Here is an 18,928-nt window from a genome sequence, read left to right as displayed (position 1 = left end):
AAGTCTTTGTACGGATTTAAATGTTTGCCAGCTGCTCAAATTGGTTTGGGCAGCTTTGTTTTGTTTCTTGCTAATGATGGTTGCTCTTTGAAAGGCTTTATTTTATATTAAAGTTATGAGTCAATAATGAAAGAGGTTTTTTTTGTGCGTTTAATTCCTACGCGATCCTGTATTCCCGGCATGAAGCTAGGGAAATGCATTTATAACGAGGAAGGTGTCATTTTACTTAAAGAGCACGTTGAGCTCACACAAACAGTCCTCAACCGACTTCAGCAGCTAGGCATCGACTTTCTATACATTGAGGATGAAGCCACGAGCGATGTTGTTGTAGTAGATCCGATATCGGACGAAACGAAAATTAAAGCTCTTTCAGAAATCCGAACTCAGTTCAGATTGATAATTGAAGGGAACAGCAGACAAAAATTTTCCAAAAATCATTTCATGGGAAAAGCGTTCGGCAATGTCATGAAGATGATTATAGAGGATTTAGATTCCAGAGAAGATGCACTTATAATGTTAATGAATATGAACGTTATGAATACATATTTATATCAACATTCACTTAATGTTTGTATTTATTCCACTATGTTAGGAATGGCTAACGGATACAATCGAGATGAAATCCTGACACTAGGTCTTGGAGCTCTATTGCATGATATAGGAAAAACAAAGATCAATCAGGATATGTTGAAGAAACCTGGGCCATTAACCGAAGCGGAGCGTGCCGAGGTACAGACTCATGCAGAGATAGGATTTAAACTATTGAAGGACGAGCCTAACATCCCGCTTATTGCAGCCCACTGCGCCTTCCAGCATCATGAACGTCTAGATGGCAGCGGCTACCCTCGCGGGATTAAAGATAAAGAAATTCATGAATATGCCAAATGGATTGCAATCGTAGACAGCTATGATGCAATGACGACGCACCGTCCTTATCGTTTAGCAATGCTGCCTCATCAAGCGATGGAAATATTGTTTGCAGGGGTGGGGACCTTATATGAGCATAAAAAAGTTGCTTTATTCAGAGATAATGTCGCCATCTACCCTCTCGGGCTTTCTGTTGTTTTGAGTACGGGCGAAAAAGGTGTGGTTGTGAACATTAATCCCGCTGTTCCGCAGCGTCCAGTCATTAGAATCTTCGAGAATGCGGAGGGACAGAAAACACAGCCGTATGAGGTTGATTTGTCAGAGAAGCTGACCGTCTTTGTAAGTAGTGTAGACGATTGGGGTGGGCAGTGATGTGCGGCAGGTATACAATTACCGTCACGTTCGAGGAGCTGATGCTCCACTTTTTATTAGGCGATAACGTGACAGCCAAGTATGAACCTCGATACAATATTGCGCCAGGTCAATGGATTCCCGCAATAATTGGCGGAGAAACACCGGCAGATCGTCGCTTAGGAGAACTGCGCTGGGGACTTGTTCCGAATTGGTCTAAGGAAGAGAAGAGCGGCGTGAACCCAATCAACCTGCGGGCTGAGACGGTATCGGAAAAGCCCTCATTTCAGAAACTATTGACTCGCAAACGCTGCCTTATTCCGTCGGACGGGTTCTATGAGTGGAAAAAGTCAGGGAAAAGCAGCAAACAGCCTGTTCGTTTTACGCTCAAGACGGGTTCGCTCTTTGGAATGGCAGGCTTATATGATACATGGGTTCAAGCGGATGGCGGCAGGCTGCATACCTGTACCATCCTGACTACGACACCCAACAAGCTTGTGTCTGAAGTCCATGAACGAATGCCTGTGATATTAACAGAGGAATCGGAATCCATTTGGTTGGATCGAAAAGTTACGGAGGTACAGAAGCTGCAGCCTTTATTGGTTCCTTATCCAGCCGATTTGATGACCTCTTACGAGGTGGACAGCAAGGTAGGGAATGTCCGTTATGATAAACCGGATTGTATCGATCCGCTGCATGCTCTGTGGTAGTAGGGCATTAGCTCTGTTTGAACGAAGTATCGTTCAAGCAGAGCTTTTTTTATTTGTTCGCAAACAACTCATAACGAAGGTGGATAAGCATATATATGTACAAGATGTCCCGTTTAGCGTAACAAAGCAAGGATGTTGTATACGCAACAACATTAATGGTGGATCGGTAACGCAAACGCCATGTGTTGCAATACGTTTAGGAGGATCGGAGCCACATGAAAAGATTGGGTTTGTTGATGATTCTGGCTATATTCCTGTTTGTCTCGGCAGGATGGCCTGCAGCAGTACAAGCTGCTCCCCCTGTGTCTACACATGCTGAAGCGGCAGCATTGATCGATGTGACCTCTGGTCGGATATTGTACAGCCAGCAAGGGGACAAACAGATGCGGATAGCCAGCTTGACGAAAATCATGACCGCTATTGTCGCTATAGAGAACAGCAAGCTTTCGGATATGGTGAAGGTTAGCCGAAATGCAGCTGGCAAAGAGGGCTCTTCCATTTATTTAAAGCTGGATGAAGAAATGAGTTTGAATCATTTATTGTACGGCATGATGCTTCGATCCGGTAATGATGCAGCAACGGCTATAGCAGAGCATGTGGGCGGAACGGTGGAAGGGTTTGCTTATATGATGAACGAAGAGGCGAAGCTGATCGGAATGACGCGTTCAAGCTTTAAAAATCCGAGCGGGCTTGATGCCGACGGTCATTATTCCACCGCTAACGATATGGCTAAGCTGGCCGCCCATGCCTTACATAATCCGGTTTTCCAAGAAATCGTCAAAACTAAGGTTAAGAAAGCGCCCAACCCCAATGAATCTTGGGATTATTCCTGGTTAAACAAGAACAAGATGCTTACCTTGTACGAAGGTGCGGACGGAGTGAAAACAGGCTATACAAAAACGGCCAAGAGGTGCCTCGTCTCGTCAGCTACCCGCAATGGTCAGCAGTTGGCTGTCGTAACGCTGAATGACGGCGATGATTGGGTCGACCACGCCAAGCTGCTAGACTATGGTTTTAAAAATTTCCCTTTGCAGCAGTTTATCGGTAAAGGGGATATCGTACAGGGGACAGACTTCGCAGCTGGTACAAGCTTTGCCTATCCGGTTCTCGATTCGGAGAAAGGACAATTTTCTACGAAAATACAGCTGATCGATCCAACCTCAACGAGCTATCGCCTAGGAGATAGAGGAACGCTCTTATACAGTTTGAACGGAAATTCCATCGGCAGTGTGCCATTATATGAAAAAGATAGTCCGAGGTTAAAGCAGAAGGAGAACTCCGCTTTTTCCTTCCAAGCATCTGAGCGGGGAACCGCCACGTACACCCCAAAATGGCTGTACATTGTGCAGTTTCTGGTCCGTGTTTTATTCACAGGGAGCGCGGCATAGCGATAGCAGAGAGGAGACGCGGGTCTATGGTGAATTTCATTTGGTTGTTTTTCATTGTTGCCGGTTTTATTGTCGCTGCCGTTAAAGGGAATATCGAGTTGGTTACTCAGGCAGCATTTGAAGGGGCTAAAAGCGGAGTCACTGTCTGCTTCGGGCTTATTAGCGTCATGGTATTCTGGCTTGGTATGATGCGTATTGCCGAGGATGCCGGACTTCTGCAAAAGCTGGCCGTTCTGCTGCGCCCGTTCGTTCGCTTCCTGTTTCCGAGCGTGCCAAAGAATCACCCTGCTATCGGTTACATAATGTCTAATATGAGCGCCAATATATTGGGATTAGGCAATGCGGCTACCCCGATGGGAATTAAAGCGATGCAGTCACTGCAGTCACTTAATCCTAACAAAGATATGGCGAGTCCTGCGATGTGTACACTACTCGCTCTCAATACCGCCAGTATAACGCTGATTCCTACGACTCTCATTGCTATTCGAATGAACTATCAATCAGTGAACCCCACAGAAATCGTAGGCACTACTCTGGTGGCCACCTTTATATCAACCTTAGCGGCAATAGCCGTAGATAAATGGTACCGCCGGCGCAACAGACCAACGTTCCAAAGTCCGCCTGCCAACCCCCGAGGGAAAGGATGATCGAATTTGTACTCATTTGTTAATATGATCTCCGCTTGGGCCATCCCGGTAATTATCGTTTTTATCCCCTTGTTCGCCGCATACCGCAAAGTACCCGTCTACGAGTCGTTCGTGGACGGGGCAAAAGAAGGTTTCGATACAGCCATTCGAATTATTCCGCATCTGGTCGGCATGATGGTGGCCATTAGCGTATTTCGCGCTTCTGGAGCCATGGAGATGCTGATCGGCTGGGTTAGGCCGTTATGCGCCATGATCGGCATTCCTAGTGAAGTGCTGCCACTTGCTATTTTGCGTCCACTCACAGGCGCAGGCTCATTGGCCTTCACTACCGATTTGGTTCAGCAATTCGGACCGGATTCCATGATCGGTCGAATTGCCTCTACTATACAAGGAAGTACGGACACAACTTTGTATGTCATTACGGTTTATTTTGGCGCTATTGGCATCCGCAAGGCTAGCTATGCTCTTAAGGTTGGCTTGATATCTGATGCAGTAGGCTTCATCGCTTCTATTGTCATTTGTTATTTAGTCTTCGCCTAGAACCCCCTAAATTCTCCGCACATATACTGTACCAGCGAACAGATAAGAGGTGAGCTGTGTGCAGTATTACGGCATTATAATCCATCATTCAGTATGCCCCTCCATAAACGGTAAAGGCTACGATTTCTTCATATCCCGTGACGGATCCATTATTCCATCCTCCGAACAAACAGACCCCCTTTACATTCACGTTTGTATAGAAGGTGACTTCTCAGAGCCTCGACACAACTATACGTTAGAAGAGAAGGAACAGCTGTTTATATTGAATAAATTAATTATTCGTTTGGCAGAAACGTGCCGATTTCAACCGGATGACATATTTCCGCACAGTATTTCGTGTCCAGGTCCGTTTTTCCCATGGTCTCAGCTTGTGATTTCACCTGATGATAGGTATCATTAGGTTTGAGGTGAAGAGAGTCCAATGGAACGATTACAAAAAGTATTGGCAGAAGCGGGAGTGGCCTCCCGGAGAAAGTGTGAGGAATTAATCACAGCAGGCCGCGTGCAGGTGAACGAAAGTGTAGTCACAACTTTAGGGGTTAAGGTTGATCCCCAAAAAGATGTGATTCATGTAGATGGACGGGCTATCCGTCAACAAAAGAAGGTTTATGTACTGTTCAACAAACCGAAAGGCGTTATAACTAGTGCATCCGATCCGGGCGGCCGTAAAATCGTTACGGATTTCTTGAAGGATATTAAAGAGCGGATTTATCCTGTAGGACGCTTGGATTACGATACGGAAGGCTTGCTGCTTCTCACCAATGACGGTGAATTCGCCAACCTGCTCACGCATCCCAAGCATCACGTACCGCGTACATATCATGCAACCGTCAAGGGAGTACCGCATGGCTCTCTGTTAGACAAGCTTAGAGAGGGTATTCAACTTGAAGACGGGATGACCGCTCCTGCCGAGGTTGAATATTACGATGTCAATCCGGAAAAAAATGAAACTATAGTATCCATGACCATCTATGAAGGACGTAACCGTCAGGTACGCCGGATGTTCGATGCTATTCAGTTCCCGGTTATCAAGCTGAAACGCGTTCAGTTCGGGCCGATTCCTTTGTTGGGAGTAGCAAGGGGAAAATACCGTCCACTTAAACCACAGGAAATAAAAGAACTGATCGATAGCGCGCTCAAGACACATAAAATTCAAAAAGGGAAATAAGCGCTGACGCCAAATTTCGATATAATGGGGATAGACTCGACTAGATCGTTTGAGGTGTAAAACAATGGGAAAAAATAAACGGTGGGTTCAAATAGCGATTTTTGCTGTTGTTATTGTTATCGGGGCATTAACGCTGTTTAACAATCTGTATGCTACGGACAAAAAACCTGTCGAAGGCTCCAAAGCTCCTGACTTTACGCTAACAGGCTTGGACGGTAAGCAGCACAATCTTTTCGATTATAAGGGAAAAGCGGTTATGGTCAACTTTTGGGGTACCTTTTGTCCGCCCTGTAAAAATGAAATGCCGGCGATTCAACATCAATATGACAAGATGAACAAAGATACGACGGCGATTCTCGGGTTAAATTTGGGTGAAAGCAAGATTACGGTTCAAAGCTTTATGGATCAGTACAAAATCAACTTTCCCATATTGCTGGACGATAACGAAGAGACTCGTAAACGATACGGGGTCATGCAGTATCCTACTACTTTTTTTATTTCACCTGACGGAAAGATTGCAAAGATTAAAATCGGAGAAATGGACGAAGCTTATATAGAGCAAACGCTCGCCTCTATTTCGACGTCCGGTAAATAAAAATCCCGTTACGAAGCTCATATTTGTGTATGCATTACGTAAAGGCGTGCTATTCCCACAATACTCCCTTTACGTAATGCTGCATGAACTCGACAACAAACATGGGAATGCTTACAATCCATAATTGAATGCAATGTAGCGAGGCTGGTTTCCTATGGAGACGCAGCTTAAGCTTATGACGTAAGCTTTTCGCGAAAAGCTCACAGGAGGACACCATGATTCAAAATACAAAATGCGAATGCGGCCATCAAAATTTAGTCGGGACTGTACTTTGTGAATCATGCGGCAAACCGCTGTATGATGATGAGAGCACTGAACCGCTCGAAATGCGCTATGACGGTGTCGCAAGACGTTCGCAGAAAGCTAACCCAGGCTTGCTCGACAAGGTATGGAACTTTTTCTCATCCGTGAAGATCGCCATCTATCTTATCATTATCACGCTGTTGGGAGCCGCACTGGGCACTATCTTTACGCAAGAAAGCAACTTTATTAACTTCGATCCCTCTACCTACTACAAGGAAACGTACGGAACGATCGGCGAAATCTACTATATGCTGGGTTTATCGCGTACATACGAATCGTGGTGGTTTATTACACTGCTTTTTATGATAGGAACATCACTTGTTGTCTGCAGCTTGGATCGGGTGCTTCCGTTGTATCGCGCCTTGAGCAAACAGCAGATTCGCAAGCATAGCAGCTTTATTTTACGGCAAAAAGTGTCTTATTTTGGCCACATCAATGACAACCATGGGACAGCCGACATAGACCAGCAATCACGAGCTTGGATTGATCAAGCGGCCAAGGCTTTAAAGAAGCAGAGATACCGCGTACATACGGATGGTACGGCGCTTCTGGCGGAGAAGAACAGATTCAGCCGCTGGGGCCCTTATATTAATCACATCGGGCTTATCATATTTTTGATGGCCGTTCTAATGCGCAGCCTTCCTGGCTGGAACATGGACCAATACGTAGCTTTCCCTGAAGGAACCCCTGTGAAAATCCCTTCAACATCCTACTACTTGAAGAACGAAAAATTCACCGTGGATTATTATTCGGAAGATGAGATGTCGGCTGATTTCCGGGCCAAACAACAAGCTGTCGCTAAAATTTACGAAACCAAGGCTGTCTTGTACAAATGTACGGCTTACTGTGATGATCCGCTGAAGGAGCCAACGCTCGAGGAGGTTCACCGCCAAGATATTGTCGTAAACAAGCCGCTTAATTATAAAGGATTGCTTGCTTATCAATATGATTATAAAGAAAATCCTTTGTTGATATCCGTTAAACCGTCTCTGAAAAACAAACAAACCGGAGAAGTATACGGAAGTATGGAGCTTTCGATGAGCCGACCCGCTGATGAGTACAAGGTAGGGCCATATCAATTTAAGCTTAAAGGGTACTTCCCTGATTTCGGCTTGGATGATAAAGGGTCTCCAATGACGAAATCCAATGAAGCTAAGGCACCTGCGTTTATCTTTTACATAACGGGACCCGGGCTCGCTACAGAAGGCCAACCATTCATCTATTTTCCTAGACAAGTAGATAAAGAGACATTTGCTCAGGATCAGATTAATGGTGACATTGCCCAAAAATTCGATCTTTCCGTCAATTCGATGGCTGATGTGAATTTCTCTTCTTATACCAGCTACTTGAATATCCGGGTGGATCGCGCGCTTCCGTTCATTTGGGTTGGAGCAGCCATATCGATGATCGGTTTGATCATGGGCTTCTATTGGCATCATCGCCGCGTTTGGGTAAGAATTGACGAAGGTCAGCTGTCGTTAGGTGCGCACACCAATAAGAATTGGTTCGGCATTCGAAAAGAAGTGGCGCATATTCTCCATAAATCCGGGATAAAAGTAGATCCCAAGACATTAGAGGCAGGGGTGTTGTAGTAGTGGACAGCAGTACGTTGTTATTTCTTGCTTTCATTGTGTACAGCGTTGCATTTTTGATCTTTGTAATCGGTATTACAGGTAAGAATTTGAATCGGCAAGATTCGGAAGCTAAAAGTGAAAAGTGGGGGAAAGCTGGGATTACTTTTTCCATTATAGGTTTCCTCTGTCATGCAGCTTTCTTCTTTACACGGTGGGCGGAAGCGGGTCATATTCCAACGAGCAACATGTTTGAATTTATGACATTCCTTGCTATGATGGTCATGCTTGCCTTTATTATCGTATACTTCATTTATCGTTCCCAGGTTCTTGGAGTGTTCGCTTTGCCGGTAGGTATTATTATTATTGCGTACGCATCGGTGTTCCCTAAAGAAGTTCAGCCGTTAATTCCAGCTCTGCAAAGCTATTGGCTGAAAATTCACGTGACCACGGCTGCTGCAGGTGAAGCGTTCTTTGCGGTAGGCTTTGCAGCTGGATTAATGTATTTGCTAAGAACTATTAACTTTAACAGTAAAGATCAAGCCGGTAAAAAAGAGAGATTCGGCGTAGAAATAACGATGTTTTTCTTAGTAACCATTGTTGCTTTCGTTATCACTATCTTCAGCTTCAATGCAGCAGGATACAGCGCTAAATTCGCTTTGCCTGCAACAGAAGGATCTTCGATCCAGCAAACTGCAGAATACGTGCTGCCGCCAATTGTTATGCCTAAGGACTCCCAGGTTATCGAAATGAAGCCTTTCATTGGAATGACCGAGCCTTTATTCGAATCTCCTTCCTGGTTTAAAGGAAGCGGTGCAGCGAGAAAGCTGAATACCGTGCTTTGGTCATTGATCGGTGGTATCATTTTATATGCCGTGCTCCGTTTGATCGCAAGAAAATCGTTATCAGCTGCCATTAGTCCTTTGATGAAAGGCATCGATCCAGAAGATATTGATGAAATCAGCTACCGTGCCATCGCAATCGGTTATCCGATCTTTACATTAGGTGCATTAATCTTTGCCATGATCTGGGCTGCTGAAGCATGGGGACGCTTCTGGGGATGGGATCCCAAAGAAGTATGGGCACTTATTACTTGGCTTTATTATGCAGCCTATCTGCATTTCCGTCTTTCGAGAGGCTGGCAAGGGAAAAGATCTGCTTGGTTGGCCGTTATCGGTTTTATCGTCGTTATGTTTACCTTGATCGGTGTCAATCTGGTCATTGCAGGATTGCATTCATACGCAGGTGTTTGATAATTGAATAGGAAAGGGATGAAATCAAATGACAGAAAGAAAAATGACTATATTGGTCGTGGATGATGAAGAGCGTATCCGCCGTTTGCTTCGCATGTACCTGGAAAAAGAAAACTTTACGATAGAAGAAGCGGAAGACGGAGAAACTGCTTTGAAGAAAGCAGTGGAGAACGACTACGATTTAATTTTGCTTGATATCATGCTTCCGGGCATTGACGGTAACGAGGTATGCTCCAGATTACGTCAGGTGAAATCAACTCCCGTTATAATGCTGACGGCCAAAGGCGAAGAGACGAATAGGGTGCAGGGCTTTGAAATGGGTGCAGACGATTACGTCGTTAAACCTTTTAGTCCACGTGAGGTAATATATCGTGTAAAAGCGATTTTACGCCGTTCTTCCGTCACTGCTTATTTGTCCAAAGAGGTGAACACGAGTAATAACATCGTATTCCCGAATCTCGTTATTGAGCATGACGCTCATCGTGTAACGGCTGGAGGGCAAGAGGTCGCGCTGACACCAAAAGAATACGAGCTGCTTCATTATTTGGCTGTATCTCCGGACAAAGTATTTTCCAGAGAAGAGCTGTTGAAGGACGTATGGAACTATGAATTTTTCGGTGATCTTCGGACGGTGGATACTCATGTGAAAAGACTTCGTGAAAAGCTGAATAAAGTTTCGCCGGATGCTGCTGCCATGATTACTACGGTTTGGGGCGTAGGCTACAAACTCGAGGTGCCTAAATAAGGTGTTTATTTTAAAAAGTATTGTCGGGAAGCTTTGGTTAACAATCATCGGGCTGGTTGCTGTTATATTGATGGTATTAGGTTTGTTCCTTTTTCAATACCTGCAAACCTCATTTCCTAAATCGCAGGACCAGATTGAAAGCTTGCATAAACTGGGCTTGAAGGTTGCTGACGGTATATCGGTTCACAGCGAAGATAACCATTATATTACAATGGTTAACGACTTACTAAGCGCTCAGGAAGCTACGGTGTTTATTGTAGACAAGCAATTTAAGCAATCCGGCTTTGTTGCTGAGGCTGGAAGCATGGCTGACCTGCATTATGATGACTTTTTTAGTAAGCAGGATATGCAACAGGTTTTTGCTGGACAAATCATCGATAATAAAGTTGTCGGGAAGGGTGGCATTAAGCAGCGAACCAACAACCTGTATTCGGCTGTTGCTGTGCCTTTAAAAGACGCATCGCAGCAAAACATCATCGGGGCTGCGGTATTGTTCCAATCAACTCAATCGGTTGAAGAAACACAAGCTTATGTCATGCGCTTATTTGCCTACGTTTCACTGGCTGGATTCCTTATGACGACGTTCTTCGCCTTCTTCCTGTTAACCAAAATAACACAGCCGCTGCAGCAGCTGAAAAAAGCCGCTGATTTGATATCGCATGGAGAATACGGTACGCGGGTACCGATCTCTTCAGACGATGAAATCGGGGAGCTGTCCAAAACATTCAATCGGATGGGAGAAGAGCTATCCGATACGATCAAGGCGCTTAACCATGAGAAAGAGCATTTATCCAGCGTATTGCGAAGTATGGCAGATGCCGTAATTACGTTCGATGCGGATGGACAAGTGATTCTCACTAACCCTCAGGGCTACAAGATTGTTAGAGACTGGGGACAGATTCAATGGAAAGACTTTGGCTCGGAGAAGGAAGTCGATACAGAGCAGAACATGCATATCGACATGATACCGCCGCCTGTTCGCCCACTGTTCGAGGAAGTCATAAATGGTGCGAACGAAATTACATCCAAGCTGCATGTGCATAATGAGGTATGGTCGATCGTTATGGCTCCGTTGTATTCACGTGACGTAGTGCGCGGCGTTGTTGCGGTTATGAGGGATGTTTCAGAAGAATTTATGCTGGATAAGCTGAGAAAAGATTTTGTTGCTAACGTATCGCATGAGCTACGCACTCCGTTATCTATGCTTCAAGGATACAGTGAGGCTTTAGTCGATGATATCGCTTCTTCTCCTGAGGAGAGGAAGGAGCTGGCTCAGGTTATTCATGACGAGTCACTTCGTATGGGCAGATTGGTTCGTGATCTTCTAGATCTGGCGAGGATGGAAACCGGCAATATGGAGATGCATTTCCGTGAAGTAGATCTGAATAGCTTCATAAGGCGTGTGCATAGGAAGTTCGCCGCATTGTCTAAGGAACGGGGAATTACAATGACAGCGGAGCTTCCTGAAGAAGAGCTGCTGCTAGCTCACGCTGATGAAGATCGACTGGAGCAGGTAATGACCAATCTTCTCGATAATGCTATACGTCATACACCGGCGCAAGCGCAGATCCAAGTAAGTGCTCAGAAACATGTGTATGATGGACGAGATGCGATTCTGCTTGAGATTACGGACCAAGGGCAAGGTATTCCTGCTGGTGATCTTCCTTACATTTTTGAACGATTCTACAAGGCGGATAAAGCACGCACGAGAGGAACTACCGGTGGCACTGGTCTAGGCCTTTCTATTGTCAAGAGTATAGTGGAAGCCCATAAAGGAACTGTGCAAGTCAAAAGCGCTGTCGGTCAAGGAACGACCTTTTCCATTATACTTCCTTGCAATCCTCAATAACGGCTATTTTCTACATGATTCGCATCAAAACTCGACATGAATAAAAAAGAGCTTCCGATAAACATATCGGAAGCTCTTTCTTTTTGTTGAAATTAGGAAGTTAATCTTGTTGTCCGTGAAACAAAATAAAATTATTGTAAAGTAAGCTCGCTTACGTTTTCGATTTCAGGCAGTTGTCCAAGCTGCTCCAACACTTCTTTCGGAGTGGCTTTATCTGTTGTGAGTACCATGATTGCGGATCCGCCAAATACTTTACGTCCAACCTGCATTGTAGCAATGTTAACGTCATTGCTTCCGAGTAATGTGCCCACTTTACCGATGATACCTGGTTTATCGTTGTGGGAGATCAGCAGCAGATGACCGTGTGGAGCGATATCAACCGGATATTGATCAATCTGTACAATTCTTTCTCCATAACCGGAAAGCAAAGTTCCAGCCAATGTGCGCTCTTCATTTTTCGTTTTCAAAGTAACGGATACCAGGTTAGTAAATGTTTTGGAAGCCGTCGACTTTTGGGTAACGATGTTCACGTCGCGAGTTTTTGCCAAGTGCATAGCATTAACAATATTAACACCTTCAAGCTGGTTAGCCAGAATGCCTTTTACAATATAACGGGTAAGTGGAGTAGGATCTACATCGCTCAGATCGCCGGAGTAGTTCACTACGATTTCTTTTACTGCGCCCTCAGTCATTTGACCAACAAATTGTCCAAGATGCTCACCTAGGTTGAAGTAAGGTTGCAGCTTATTCAATACGGTTGGTGGAACTGGAGGCATGTTAACTGCATTTTTGAACGGCTCGTCACGCAAAATATGAAGTACTTCTTCGGAAACGTCGATCGCTACGTTCTCTTGTGCTTCTACAGTGGAAGCGCCCAAGTGTGGAGTAACGATAATTTTAGGGTTATTCAAGAAAGGATGATCTGCTGTAGGTGGCTCTTGCTCGAATACGTCGAATGCCGCACCGGCAACGATACCCGATTCAATGGCCTCAACCAATGCCATCTCGTCAATAATGCCGCCGCGAGCGCAGTTGATGATGCGAACGCCTTTTCTCATTAATTCAAACTGAGGGCGGGAAATAATATGGCGAGTTTCGTTAGTCAACGGTGTATGAACCGTAATGAAGTCGGCTTGCGCTGCGATCTCATTGACAGTACCCAGCTTCACGCCGATTTTTTCCGCACGCTCTTCTGTTAAGAATGGATCGTATCCGATAACGTTCATGCCGAATACTTTGGCACGCTTGGCAACTTCGCTACCGATGCGTCCCATACCCAAGATGCCTAGTGTTTTATTGCGAAGCTCTACGCCCACGAAAGTTTTGCGATCCCATTCGCCGCCGACTGTTTTCTTATAAGCTTGAGGAATGGAACGAGCAACCGACATCATCATAGCGAAAGTCAGCTCGCAAGTTGCAATGGTGTTACCATCTGGAGCGTTAATAACAACGATACCGCGTTTAGTGGCAGCTTCAAGGTCGATATTATCAACGCCGACGCCTGCACGACCGACAACTTTTAAGTTTGCAGCAGCATTCATAATTTTTTCGGTTACTTTCGTTTGGCTGCGGACCATCAAAGCATCATAATCAGCAATAATAGCGATAAGCTCGTCCTCGGACAAACCGTTTTTCTTCTCTACGGTAACATCCTCTGCATCATACAGCATTTGAATCCCCATGTCGCTGATGCCATCCATAACTAACACTTTAAACATTGTTCAGACCTCCAAATTAGTATAATTTCTAGCGGCTCAAGTTCAAAAGTGAAGTGCGGAATAACCAGTTCTTAAAGCCCATCACTTTGAAAATGAGCATAAAAAAACTCCTCATCCCCATACGATTGCCCGTATAAAAGGGACGAAGAGTTACTTTCGTGGTACCACCCTAGTTCGCTGCACGTTCACACGAGCAGCCTCGCGAGTCCTAAGACTCAGAAATGTAACGGTTTCTACCCGGCTGTACCTACTTTATCTTCCGACCTGATCGAAAGCATTTCAATACAGCAACTCTGGAGTGCTCTGTATAAAGGATAATGTCCGACTCGCACCAACCATCGGCTCTCTGCGCATTACCGGTTCATACTGTCTCCGTCAAAGTCGATTGTAAAATGAATTTTCATTAGCGTACCATGACCCCTAGAGTCATGTCAATAGGTGTCGAAAAGGATGATCGGACCCATTTTGTAGATGATCTTAGGAAACAAGATCTACGTACGCTAGACACGATAAAGGCGATTATTGTTCGCTTTTATGTGCTAACAAATCATATTTTATGGCAATTTCGTTAGGAATGCAATGGTTTTTACTTGATCAATTGTGAATTTTTCGTTATTGTTCTTTACAGGGCGTTGAGTAAAAGGAGATGTGTTGAATGGAGTCTTTTGAAATGATTGACCCTAGATCATTTGTGGATAAATTGGACCAGAAGGATCTGGGCGATTCGTTAATAATTGATGTAAGAGAGCCTATGGAATGGGATTATTATCACCTTGATGAGGCAAAGCTAATCCCGATGAATACGATACCTGCTCGTATGACGGAGCTTCCGAGGGATCGAACGCTATATATCGTATGTGCCCACGGCGTTCGTAGTGCTAACGTATGCTATTATTTGCGACAGCAGGGCTATGAGGACGTCATCAATGTTGAAGGCGGCATGGCTGCCGTTGCTATGATAAAAGGGTTCCAATACGATTGATCGTAACTGGAAGCATAGAAGCCGCTTCAGTGCAGCCAACCTTGGTCTGTCTGAAACGGCTTTTTTAACCTATAGAATTCCAGGGCTCCCCGCAAAATACCCTGAATCGACTTCGAAGCTAAAGGCTCCACTTTGGGGGAAATATTAGTTTTGATTGATAAAGAAGGGCAGCTGAGGGAGGGTTTCATTAGGGTACCATCTGCTCTTATTGCGGATAAAATCTCCGGATCGAACGGCATCGGTAGCTAAGAGTACGTCAACCACAGGCTGAATTTGATTCAAGTTATATTTAGCGGCTTGTCCTGTTGTAATCATCTCGTCTATTCGAATAGCTAGATCCTGAGGCGTAAACGGTTTATACGTCTTGGTGCCGGTCAACAGGTTTGCGATATAATCGTTTTTTACGTTTAAGGGAAGTGTGTTCCAATCTTGAATGGTCAGAGGTTTGCTGACATCTGTGTGCTTTAATTGAGGCGTCACAGATTCCTGCCATTTGACGATGGAGTCATAATAGTTTTTTTGCGCGGCCAACGCGAACTTTTTGGCTTCAATCAGATAGGAATTAAGCTCCATTTCCTTAAGAAGCTCCGTTCCAGGAATGGAATTGGCTTTGGGCTGCATGCTGCTTAGAGCTTCATAAAACAGTTTGAGGCTTTTAGCATAGTTTTGCTGTCCTTCTTGCAATAGGGGTGAGGAGTCAGGCATGGATTTGGTGCTGACTTCGTCATATTTCTCTTTGGCAAGCTTAGACAAGCCCTTGAGTATTAGAGAGGCATCCGTAGAGCGATTGACCTCAAGTTCGTTTAATTTATCAAACCAGCTCGTTTGAAATTCCCTGTACGGTTGATAAATGGTATGATAGTAAGACACCAGATACTGTTGATGATAAGCAGAATACACTTTGGCAGCTTCCTGCTGCTGGGAGATTTGATTTTCGTACTTCGCGGCGGAACGTTCTTGACCCAATTTGACTCCGAAGAAAAAGGTGCCGAGAGCGAGTACGAGCATAAAAATGAAGATGAGGACAAATAAGTAATCTGTACGGGTCAACCTTTTCTCCATGTGCAAGCTCCTCGATGTTTTTTATTGATAGTATAGGTGATCCTGTCGAAAAAAGGAATAATTTGCATGAAAAAATTTAATTTCAAACAATTCAAATTCAGGCAGGTCAATGTCGATGAAATCGATGATCGCTTTCTGATTATGAATTTGTACATGACGCAGTTGTTAGTCGTTTTGCTGGGTGCCATTATTATGTTATTCCAAAGGCCATCACTAACTCAAATGTTCTCATTAAAGCAAGGAATATGGATTCCGGTATGGGGAGTCACTTTTGCTTTGGTTGTACTGGTTGTCGATGTGCTCATATCCAGATGGGTACCGCCTGAAGTGACGGATGACGGTGGCATTAATGAATTATTGTTCAAAAACCGTCCTTTATGGCATATTATCGTTATGTCGCTGGTAGTGGCCATTTGTGAGGAACTATTATTCAGAGGGGCTATTCAAGCTTCCTGGGGACCCTATTGGACAAGTATTTTGTTCGCGGCAATTCATATTCGCTATTTGCAGCATTGGCTAATGACAGGCCTTGTGTTTAGCATAAGCTATGGCCTTGGATGGATTTATATACAAACAGGGTCGTTGTTAACGCCTATTGTGGCACATTTTGTGATTGATTTAATTATGGGGTGCATTATTCGTTACAGGAGAGAGGATTAAATGCGTTCAAGTCAACAAGATATGGACATACAAGACAAACAAGGCCCGGAAGAAGAAGTGGAGGACGATCGCTTTCTTCCCCCGCGCAATACGGTGCACCCTACGGAGAAGGAGAGATGGCTCCCGGTCTTTTACCGGACCTTGCTGTGGTTGTTCATCTTGCTTGTAGTAGGCTTACTGATTTGGGGCTGGAATTATCTTCAGAAACATGGATAGAAATCATTTATATTTAACTACTATCCGCCTATTATGGCGGATTTTTTTATTTGTGATTGTCTGTCCGTATAATCAAGGCGTTATCTCGATGGTAGACGGATCAATAAAACCATATTGCTTTTGCTCCAGCTCGGTAAGCAGCTTATCCAAAGCTTTATCAGTCCACGGAAGTTCGTGCATCAAGATGTTGCTGCCCGGTCGGAGCTGCTCCAGCACATTAGCTACGACTTGATCCGGATTGTTGCTTTTAGTGCTCATCTCCCAATCCTTCGAGCCGTTGGACCATGTCATGAAGAGCATGTTCTCCTCTTTCACCTTGGCTTTGACCAGATCCCCACCTGAACCGAAAGGTGGTCTGAAAAAGCGAGGGGCTTCTCCAATGACATCCTTTACTATGGCTTGAACATCACTGATTTGCTGATTCACCTTTTCCTGACTTTCCTTTTTCAGATCGATGTGATCCCAGGAGTGATTACCGATCGTTTGTCCGCGTTCATGTACGAGCTTCAGGAGCTCTGGCTTTTGTTTGACCCGATACCCGTTAACAAAGAAAATCGCCTTAGCATGATGCTTGTCCAATGTATTTAACATGGAGTCCAGCATTTCCTTATCTTTAGGCCCATCGTCAAATGAAAGCAGGACCATCTTTTTTTCGGTTACGGAAGGATCGATGGGCAGGATGTCATAGCTTTTTGGATTCAACCTGTACTTCTTGGGTGTCTCAGCTGGAGCTGCAGTCGGTTGGGGTTGAGGCGATGCGTCCGTCGGTTTGACTGTTTGTATTGGTTGGGCTGGATTACTATTGACGTTATCCGATGCACCGTTTGAATTCCCAGCTGCTGGTTGCATGGCAGTATCAGATGGCTTAGCCGGATTTTGACAAGCGGATGCTGTAAGAAGAAGAAAGGCGGTTAGCCCCCAAAGCAGCTTTCTGTTCATAATGAGTAGTCTCCTGTTCTGTGGTGATTTCCTAATTTTATCATGCATGGTCCGTCACTTCATAGCGGAAAATACGGGTGTAATCAAACGGATGGAGGGATAGCTATGAAAGTCGGATCTTTCTTACTTGGTGGGCTGGTTGGTGCAGCCGCTGTTATTTATTTCAATAATAAAAGCAAATCGATGCTGTTCTCCGCTATCAGCAGTAAAAATCAATCGCTAGGCAACCAATCGGATAAATCAAAGGAACGATCCTCGGAACGTTCTGCCGATAAGCCGCATCATGCATCCGAGTCGTTTTCCAGTATGAAAAAGGATGAGTCTTCAGTGTCCGATGGGCTTGGCAGGGTGGAAGCAATCATCAACAAAGAGCCTGAAATCAAAGCGGTGGTTGATGAAATCCTGGCGGAGAATCAACAAAAAGAAGTATATCAGACTCAATGAACCCTGTAGATGGATCGGAAGTACCAGACATGAGCAGAACCCATGCTTATGTCTTTTCTTTTTTTCAGGTCATTCGTACATTTATTGTTATGTTGTGATATAATAGTCATATAATTGAATACAAGCCATAAATGCTTACTCACCTTTTTAACCTTACTTCATAAGCTATAAATATACGCGTCGGCAAGGAGGAATCCTGTATGAAAATGGAGCGTTTAAGTCAGGACAAGATACGGATTTTCCTCACATTCGACGACTTGACGGAGCGAGGCATTCAAAAGGATGATATGTGGAGAGAAATCCCTAAAGTACATGAACTGTTCAGCGATATGATGGATCAGGCGTATTCCGAGCTTGGCTTCGAGCCGTCTGGACCGCTTGCCGTTGAGGTGCTGCAGCTTCCTGCACAAGGTATGGTCGTTATCGTTACGCGCGGTAAGGTCGATTTCCATCATTCCGTTGAGTCCTACGACGAGGAAGTCGAAGAGATGTATGAACTTGAGGTTACGTTAGAGCAAACCGATCAAATCTCCTATGTATTTCATGATTTTGAAGACTTACTGCGTATGGCCAAGGTGCTGAATCCATTAGTCGCTGATTCTGATGGTGGAATTCTGTTCTCGTACAAGAACAAATGGTTCCTGCAATTAAACTCAGATGAATTGGATGAGAGCGGATACCAAGCTGTTATTGCGGTTCTGTCGGAGTTCGGTGATGCGGCTACCGTAACTCGTGCGGTTCTTGAGGAGTACGGCAAGACGGTTATTGCGTCCGATGCTGTGAAGGTGCTCTGTACCCATTTTAAATAAAAAGCAACATCACACATAGCTATGAATAAGCCCGCAAAAAGCGTTCAGCAAAAACATTTTGTTTTTGAGGAATGCTTTTTTTTGCGGTTGATGACTAACGATCATTAGGGT

General features: G+C 44.7%; 19 protein-coding genes and 1 other annotated feature. Of the genes, 16 read left to right on the top strand and 3 right to left on the bottom strand.

Annotated features, from left to right (window positions below; genetic code table 11):
• Positions 1–144: 144 nt before the first annotated feature.
• From QMA13_RS20935 to QMA13_RS20885, 11 genes are all read left to right on the top strand, one after another.
• On the top strand, positions 145–1,239 hold the full coding sequence (locus tag QMA13_RS20935) for an HD-GYP domain-containing protein (protein WP_282935676.1): 1,095 nt from the start codon (positions 145–147) through the stop codon (positions 1,237–1,239).
• Positions 1,239–1,928, top strand: coding sequence for an SOS response-associated peptidase (locus QMA13_RS20930; RefSeq protein ID WP_282935675.1), 690 nt, complete (start codon positions 1,239–1,241; stop codon positions 1,926–1,928). The genes QMA13_RS20935 and QMA13_RS20930 overlap by 1 nt, the downstream gene beginning before the upstream one ends.
• A 215-nt stretch (positions 1,929–2,143) precedes the next feature.
• Entirely contained in the window at positions 2,144–3,316 is a 1,173-nt protein-coding gene (locus tag QMA13_RS20925; RefSeq protein ID WP_481858001.1) for a D-alanyl-D-alanine carboxypeptidase family protein, read from the top strand.
• 26 nt (positions 3,317–3,342) lie between these two features.
• Entirely contained in the window at positions 3,343–3,963 is a 621-nt protein-coding gene (locus QMA13_RS20920; RefSeq protein WP_282935674.1) for a nucleoside recognition domain-containing protein, read from the top strand.
• 6 nt (positions 3,964–3,969) lie between these two features.
• Positions 3,970–4,503, top strand: coding sequence for a spore maturation protein (locus QMA13_RS20915; RefSeq protein ID WP_282935673.1), 534 nt, complete (start codon positions 3,970–3,972; stop codon positions 4,501–4,503).
• A gap of 421 nt (positions 4,504–4,924) precedes the next feature.
• The gene (locus QMA13_RS20910; protein WP_282935672.1) at positions 4,925–5,671 is read left to right on the top strand and encodes a pseudouridine synthase; all 747 of its coding nucleotides are present in this window, start codon (positions 4,925–4,927) and stop codon (positions 5,669–5,671) included.
• Between the two features lie 64 nt (positions 5,672–5,735).
• Positions 5,736–6,266: a thiol-disulfide oxidoreductase ResA gene (gene resA / locus QMA13_RS20905; protein ID WP_282935671.1), complete on the top strand. Its 531-nt coding sequence runs from the start codon at positions 5,736–5,738 to the stop codon at positions 6,264–6,266.
• Positions 6,267–6,481: 215 nt separating this feature from the next.
• The gene (gene resB, locus QMA13_RS20900) at positions 6,482–8,161 is read left to right on the top strand and encodes a cytochrome c biogenesis protein ResB (RefSeq protein WP_282935670.1); all 1,680 of its coding nucleotides are present in this window, start codon (positions 6,482–6,484) and stop codon (positions 8,159–8,161) included.
• A 2-nt stretch (positions 8,162–8,163) separates the two neighbouring features.
• The gene (ccsB, locus tag QMA13_RS20895) at positions 8,164–9,393 is read left to right on the top strand and encodes a c-type cytochrome biogenesis protein CcsB (RefSeq protein ID WP_282935669.1); all 1,230 of its coding nucleotides are present in this window, start codon (positions 8,164–8,166) and stop codon (positions 9,391–9,393) included.
• A 28-nt stretch (positions 9,394–9,421) separates the two neighbouring features.
• Positions 9,422–10,138 (top strand): response regulator transcription factor, encoded by a 717-nt coding sequence (locus QMA13_RS20890; RefSeq protein ID WP_282935668.1) that lies wholly within the window; start codon positions 9,422–9,424, stop codon positions 10,136–10,138.
• Between the two features lies 1 nt (position 10,139).
• Positions 10,140–11,987, top strand: coding sequence for an ATP-binding protein (locus QMA13_RS20885; RefSeq protein WP_282935667.1), 1,848 nt, complete (start codon positions 10,140–10,142; stop codon positions 11,985–11,987).
• Positions 11,988–12,118: 131 nt separating this feature from the next.
• On the opposite strand, the gene serA is transcribed toward QMA13_RS20885, so the two are convergent.
• Entirely contained in the window at positions 12,119–13,705 is a 1,587-nt protein-coding gene (gene serA / locus QMA13_RS20880; protein ID WP_282935666.1) for a phosphoglycerate dehydrogenase, read from the bottom strand.
• Between the two features lie 135 nt (positions 13,706–13,840).
• Positions 13,841–14,093: a binding site (T-box leader), on the bottom strand.
• Between the two features lie 267 nt (positions 14,094–14,360).
• Between serA and QMA13_RS20875 the strand changes: the two genes are divergently transcribed.
• Positions 14,361–14,687 (top strand): rhodanese-like domain-containing protein, encoded by a 327-nt coding sequence (locus QMA13_RS20875; RefSeq protein ID WP_282935665.1) that lies wholly within the window; start codon positions 14,361–14,363, stop codon positions 14,685–14,687.
• Between the two features lie 144 nt (positions 14,688–14,831).
• Here the strand turns inward: QMA13_RS20875 and QMA13_RS20870 are convergent, their stop codons facing one another.
• A complete protein-coding gene (locus QMA13_RS20870) occupies positions 14,832–15,749 on the bottom strand; it encodes a hypothetical protein (protein ID WP_282935664.1) in 918 nt (305 codons plus the stop codon).
• A gap of 66 nt (positions 15,750–15,815) precedes the next feature.
• Between QMA13_RS20870 and QMA13_RS20865 the strand changes: the two genes are divergently transcribed.
• On the top strand, positions 15,816–16,409 hold the full coding sequence (locus tag QMA13_RS20865) for a CPBP family intramembrane glutamic endopeptidase (protein WP_282935663.1): 594 nt from the start codon (positions 15,816–15,818) through the stop codon (positions 16,407–16,409).
• The gene (locus QMA13_RS20860) at positions 16,410–16,625 is read left to right on the top strand and encodes a hypothetical protein (protein WP_282935662.1); all 216 of its coding nucleotides are present in this window, start codon (positions 16,410–16,412) and stop codon (positions 16,623–16,625) included.
• 72 nt (positions 16,626–16,697) lie between these two features.
• On the opposite strand, the gene QMA13_RS20855 is transcribed toward QMA13_RS20860, so the two are convergent.
• Complete coding sequence (locus tag QMA13_RS20855; RefSeq protein WP_282935661.1) at positions 16,698–17,564, bottom strand: polysaccharide deacetylase family protein; 867 nt, start codon at positions 17,562–17,564, stop codon at positions 16,698–16,700.
• Positions 17,565–17,669: 105 nt separating this feature from the next.
• Between QMA13_RS20855 and QMA13_RS20850 the strand changes: the two genes are divergently transcribed.
• On the top strand, positions 17,670–18,008 hold the full coding sequence (locus QMA13_RS20850; RefSeq protein ID WP_282935660.1) for a hypothetical protein: 339 nt from the start codon (positions 17,670–17,672) through the stop codon (positions 18,006–18,008).
• Between the two features lie 200 nt (positions 18,009–18,208).
• Positions 18,209–18,817: a genetic competence negative regulator gene (locus QMA13_RS20845; RefSeq protein ID WP_282935659.1), complete on the top strand. Its 609-nt coding sequence runs from the start codon at positions 18,209–18,211 to the stop codon at positions 18,815–18,817.
• Positions 18,818–18,928: the final 111 nt, after the last annotated feature.

The sequence above is a fragment of the Paenibacillus sp. RC67 genome (assembly GCF_030020805.1).
GTDB lineage: Bacteria > Bacillota > Bacilli > Paenibacillales > NBRC-103111 > Paenibacillus_S.
The sequence above is the reverse complement of the archived record's forward strand: the minus strand, read 5'-3'. Positions and strand labels throughout refer to the sequence as shown.

Coding starts and splice junctions, on each gene's coding strand:
- QMA13_RS20875 (WP_282935665.1), top strand. CDS start 14,361: ATGGAGTCTTTTGAAATGATTGACCCTAGATCATTTGTGGATAAATTG.
- QMA13_RS20890 (WP_282935668.1), top strand. CDS start 9,422: ATGACAGAAAGAAAAATGACTATATTGGTCGTGGATGATGAAGAGCGT.
- QMA13_RS20870 (WP_282935664.1), bottom strand. CDS start 15,749: ATGGAGAAAAGGTTGACCCGTACAGATTACTTATTTGTCCTCATCTTC.
- QMA13_RS20850 (WP_282935660.1), top strand. CDS start 17,670: ATGAAAGTCGGATCTTTCTTACTTGGTGGGCTGGTTGGTGCAGCCGCT.
- QMA13_RS20925 (WP_481858001.1), top strand. CDS start 2,144: ATGAAAAGATTGGGTTTGTTGATGATTCTGGCTATATTCCTGTTTGTC.
- QMA13_RS20920 (WP_282935674.1), top strand. CDS start 3,343: ATGGTGAATTTCATTTGGTTGTTTTTCATTGTTGCCGGTTTTATTGTC.
- QMA13_RS20865 (WP_282935663.1), top strand. CDS start 15,816: ATGAAAAAATTTAATTTCAAACAATTCAAATTCAGGCAGGTCAATGTC.
- QMA13_RS20845 (WP_282935659.1), top strand. CDS start 18,209: ATGAAAATGGAGCGTTTAAGTCAGGACAAGATACGGATTTTCCTCACA.
- serA (WP_282935666.1), bottom strand. CDS start 13,705: ATGTTTAAAGTGTTAGTTATGGATGGCATCAGCGACATGGGGATTCAA.
- QMA13_RS20910 (WP_282935672.1), top strand. CDS start 4,925: ATGGAACGATTACAAAAAGTATTGGCAGAAGCGGGAGTGGCCTCCCGG.
- QMA13_RS20930 (WP_282935675.1), top strand. CDS start 1,239: ATGTGCGGCAGGTATACAATTACCGTCACGTTCGAGGAGCTGATGCTC.
- QMA13_RS20855 (WP_282935661.1), bottom strand. CDS start 17,564: ATGAACAGAAAGCTGCTTTGGGGGCTAACCGCCTTTCTTCTTCTTACA.
- resA (WP_282935671.1), top strand. CDS start 5,736: ATGGGAAAAAATAAACGGTGGGTTCAAATAGCGATTTTTGCTGTTGTT.
- QMA13_RS20860 (WP_282935662.1), top strand. CDS start 16,410: ATGCGTTCAAGTCAACAAGATATGGACATACAAGACAAACAAGGCCCG.
- resB (WP_282935670.1), top strand. CDS start 6,482: ATGATTCAAAATACAAAATGCGAATGCGGCCATCAAAATTTAGTCGGG.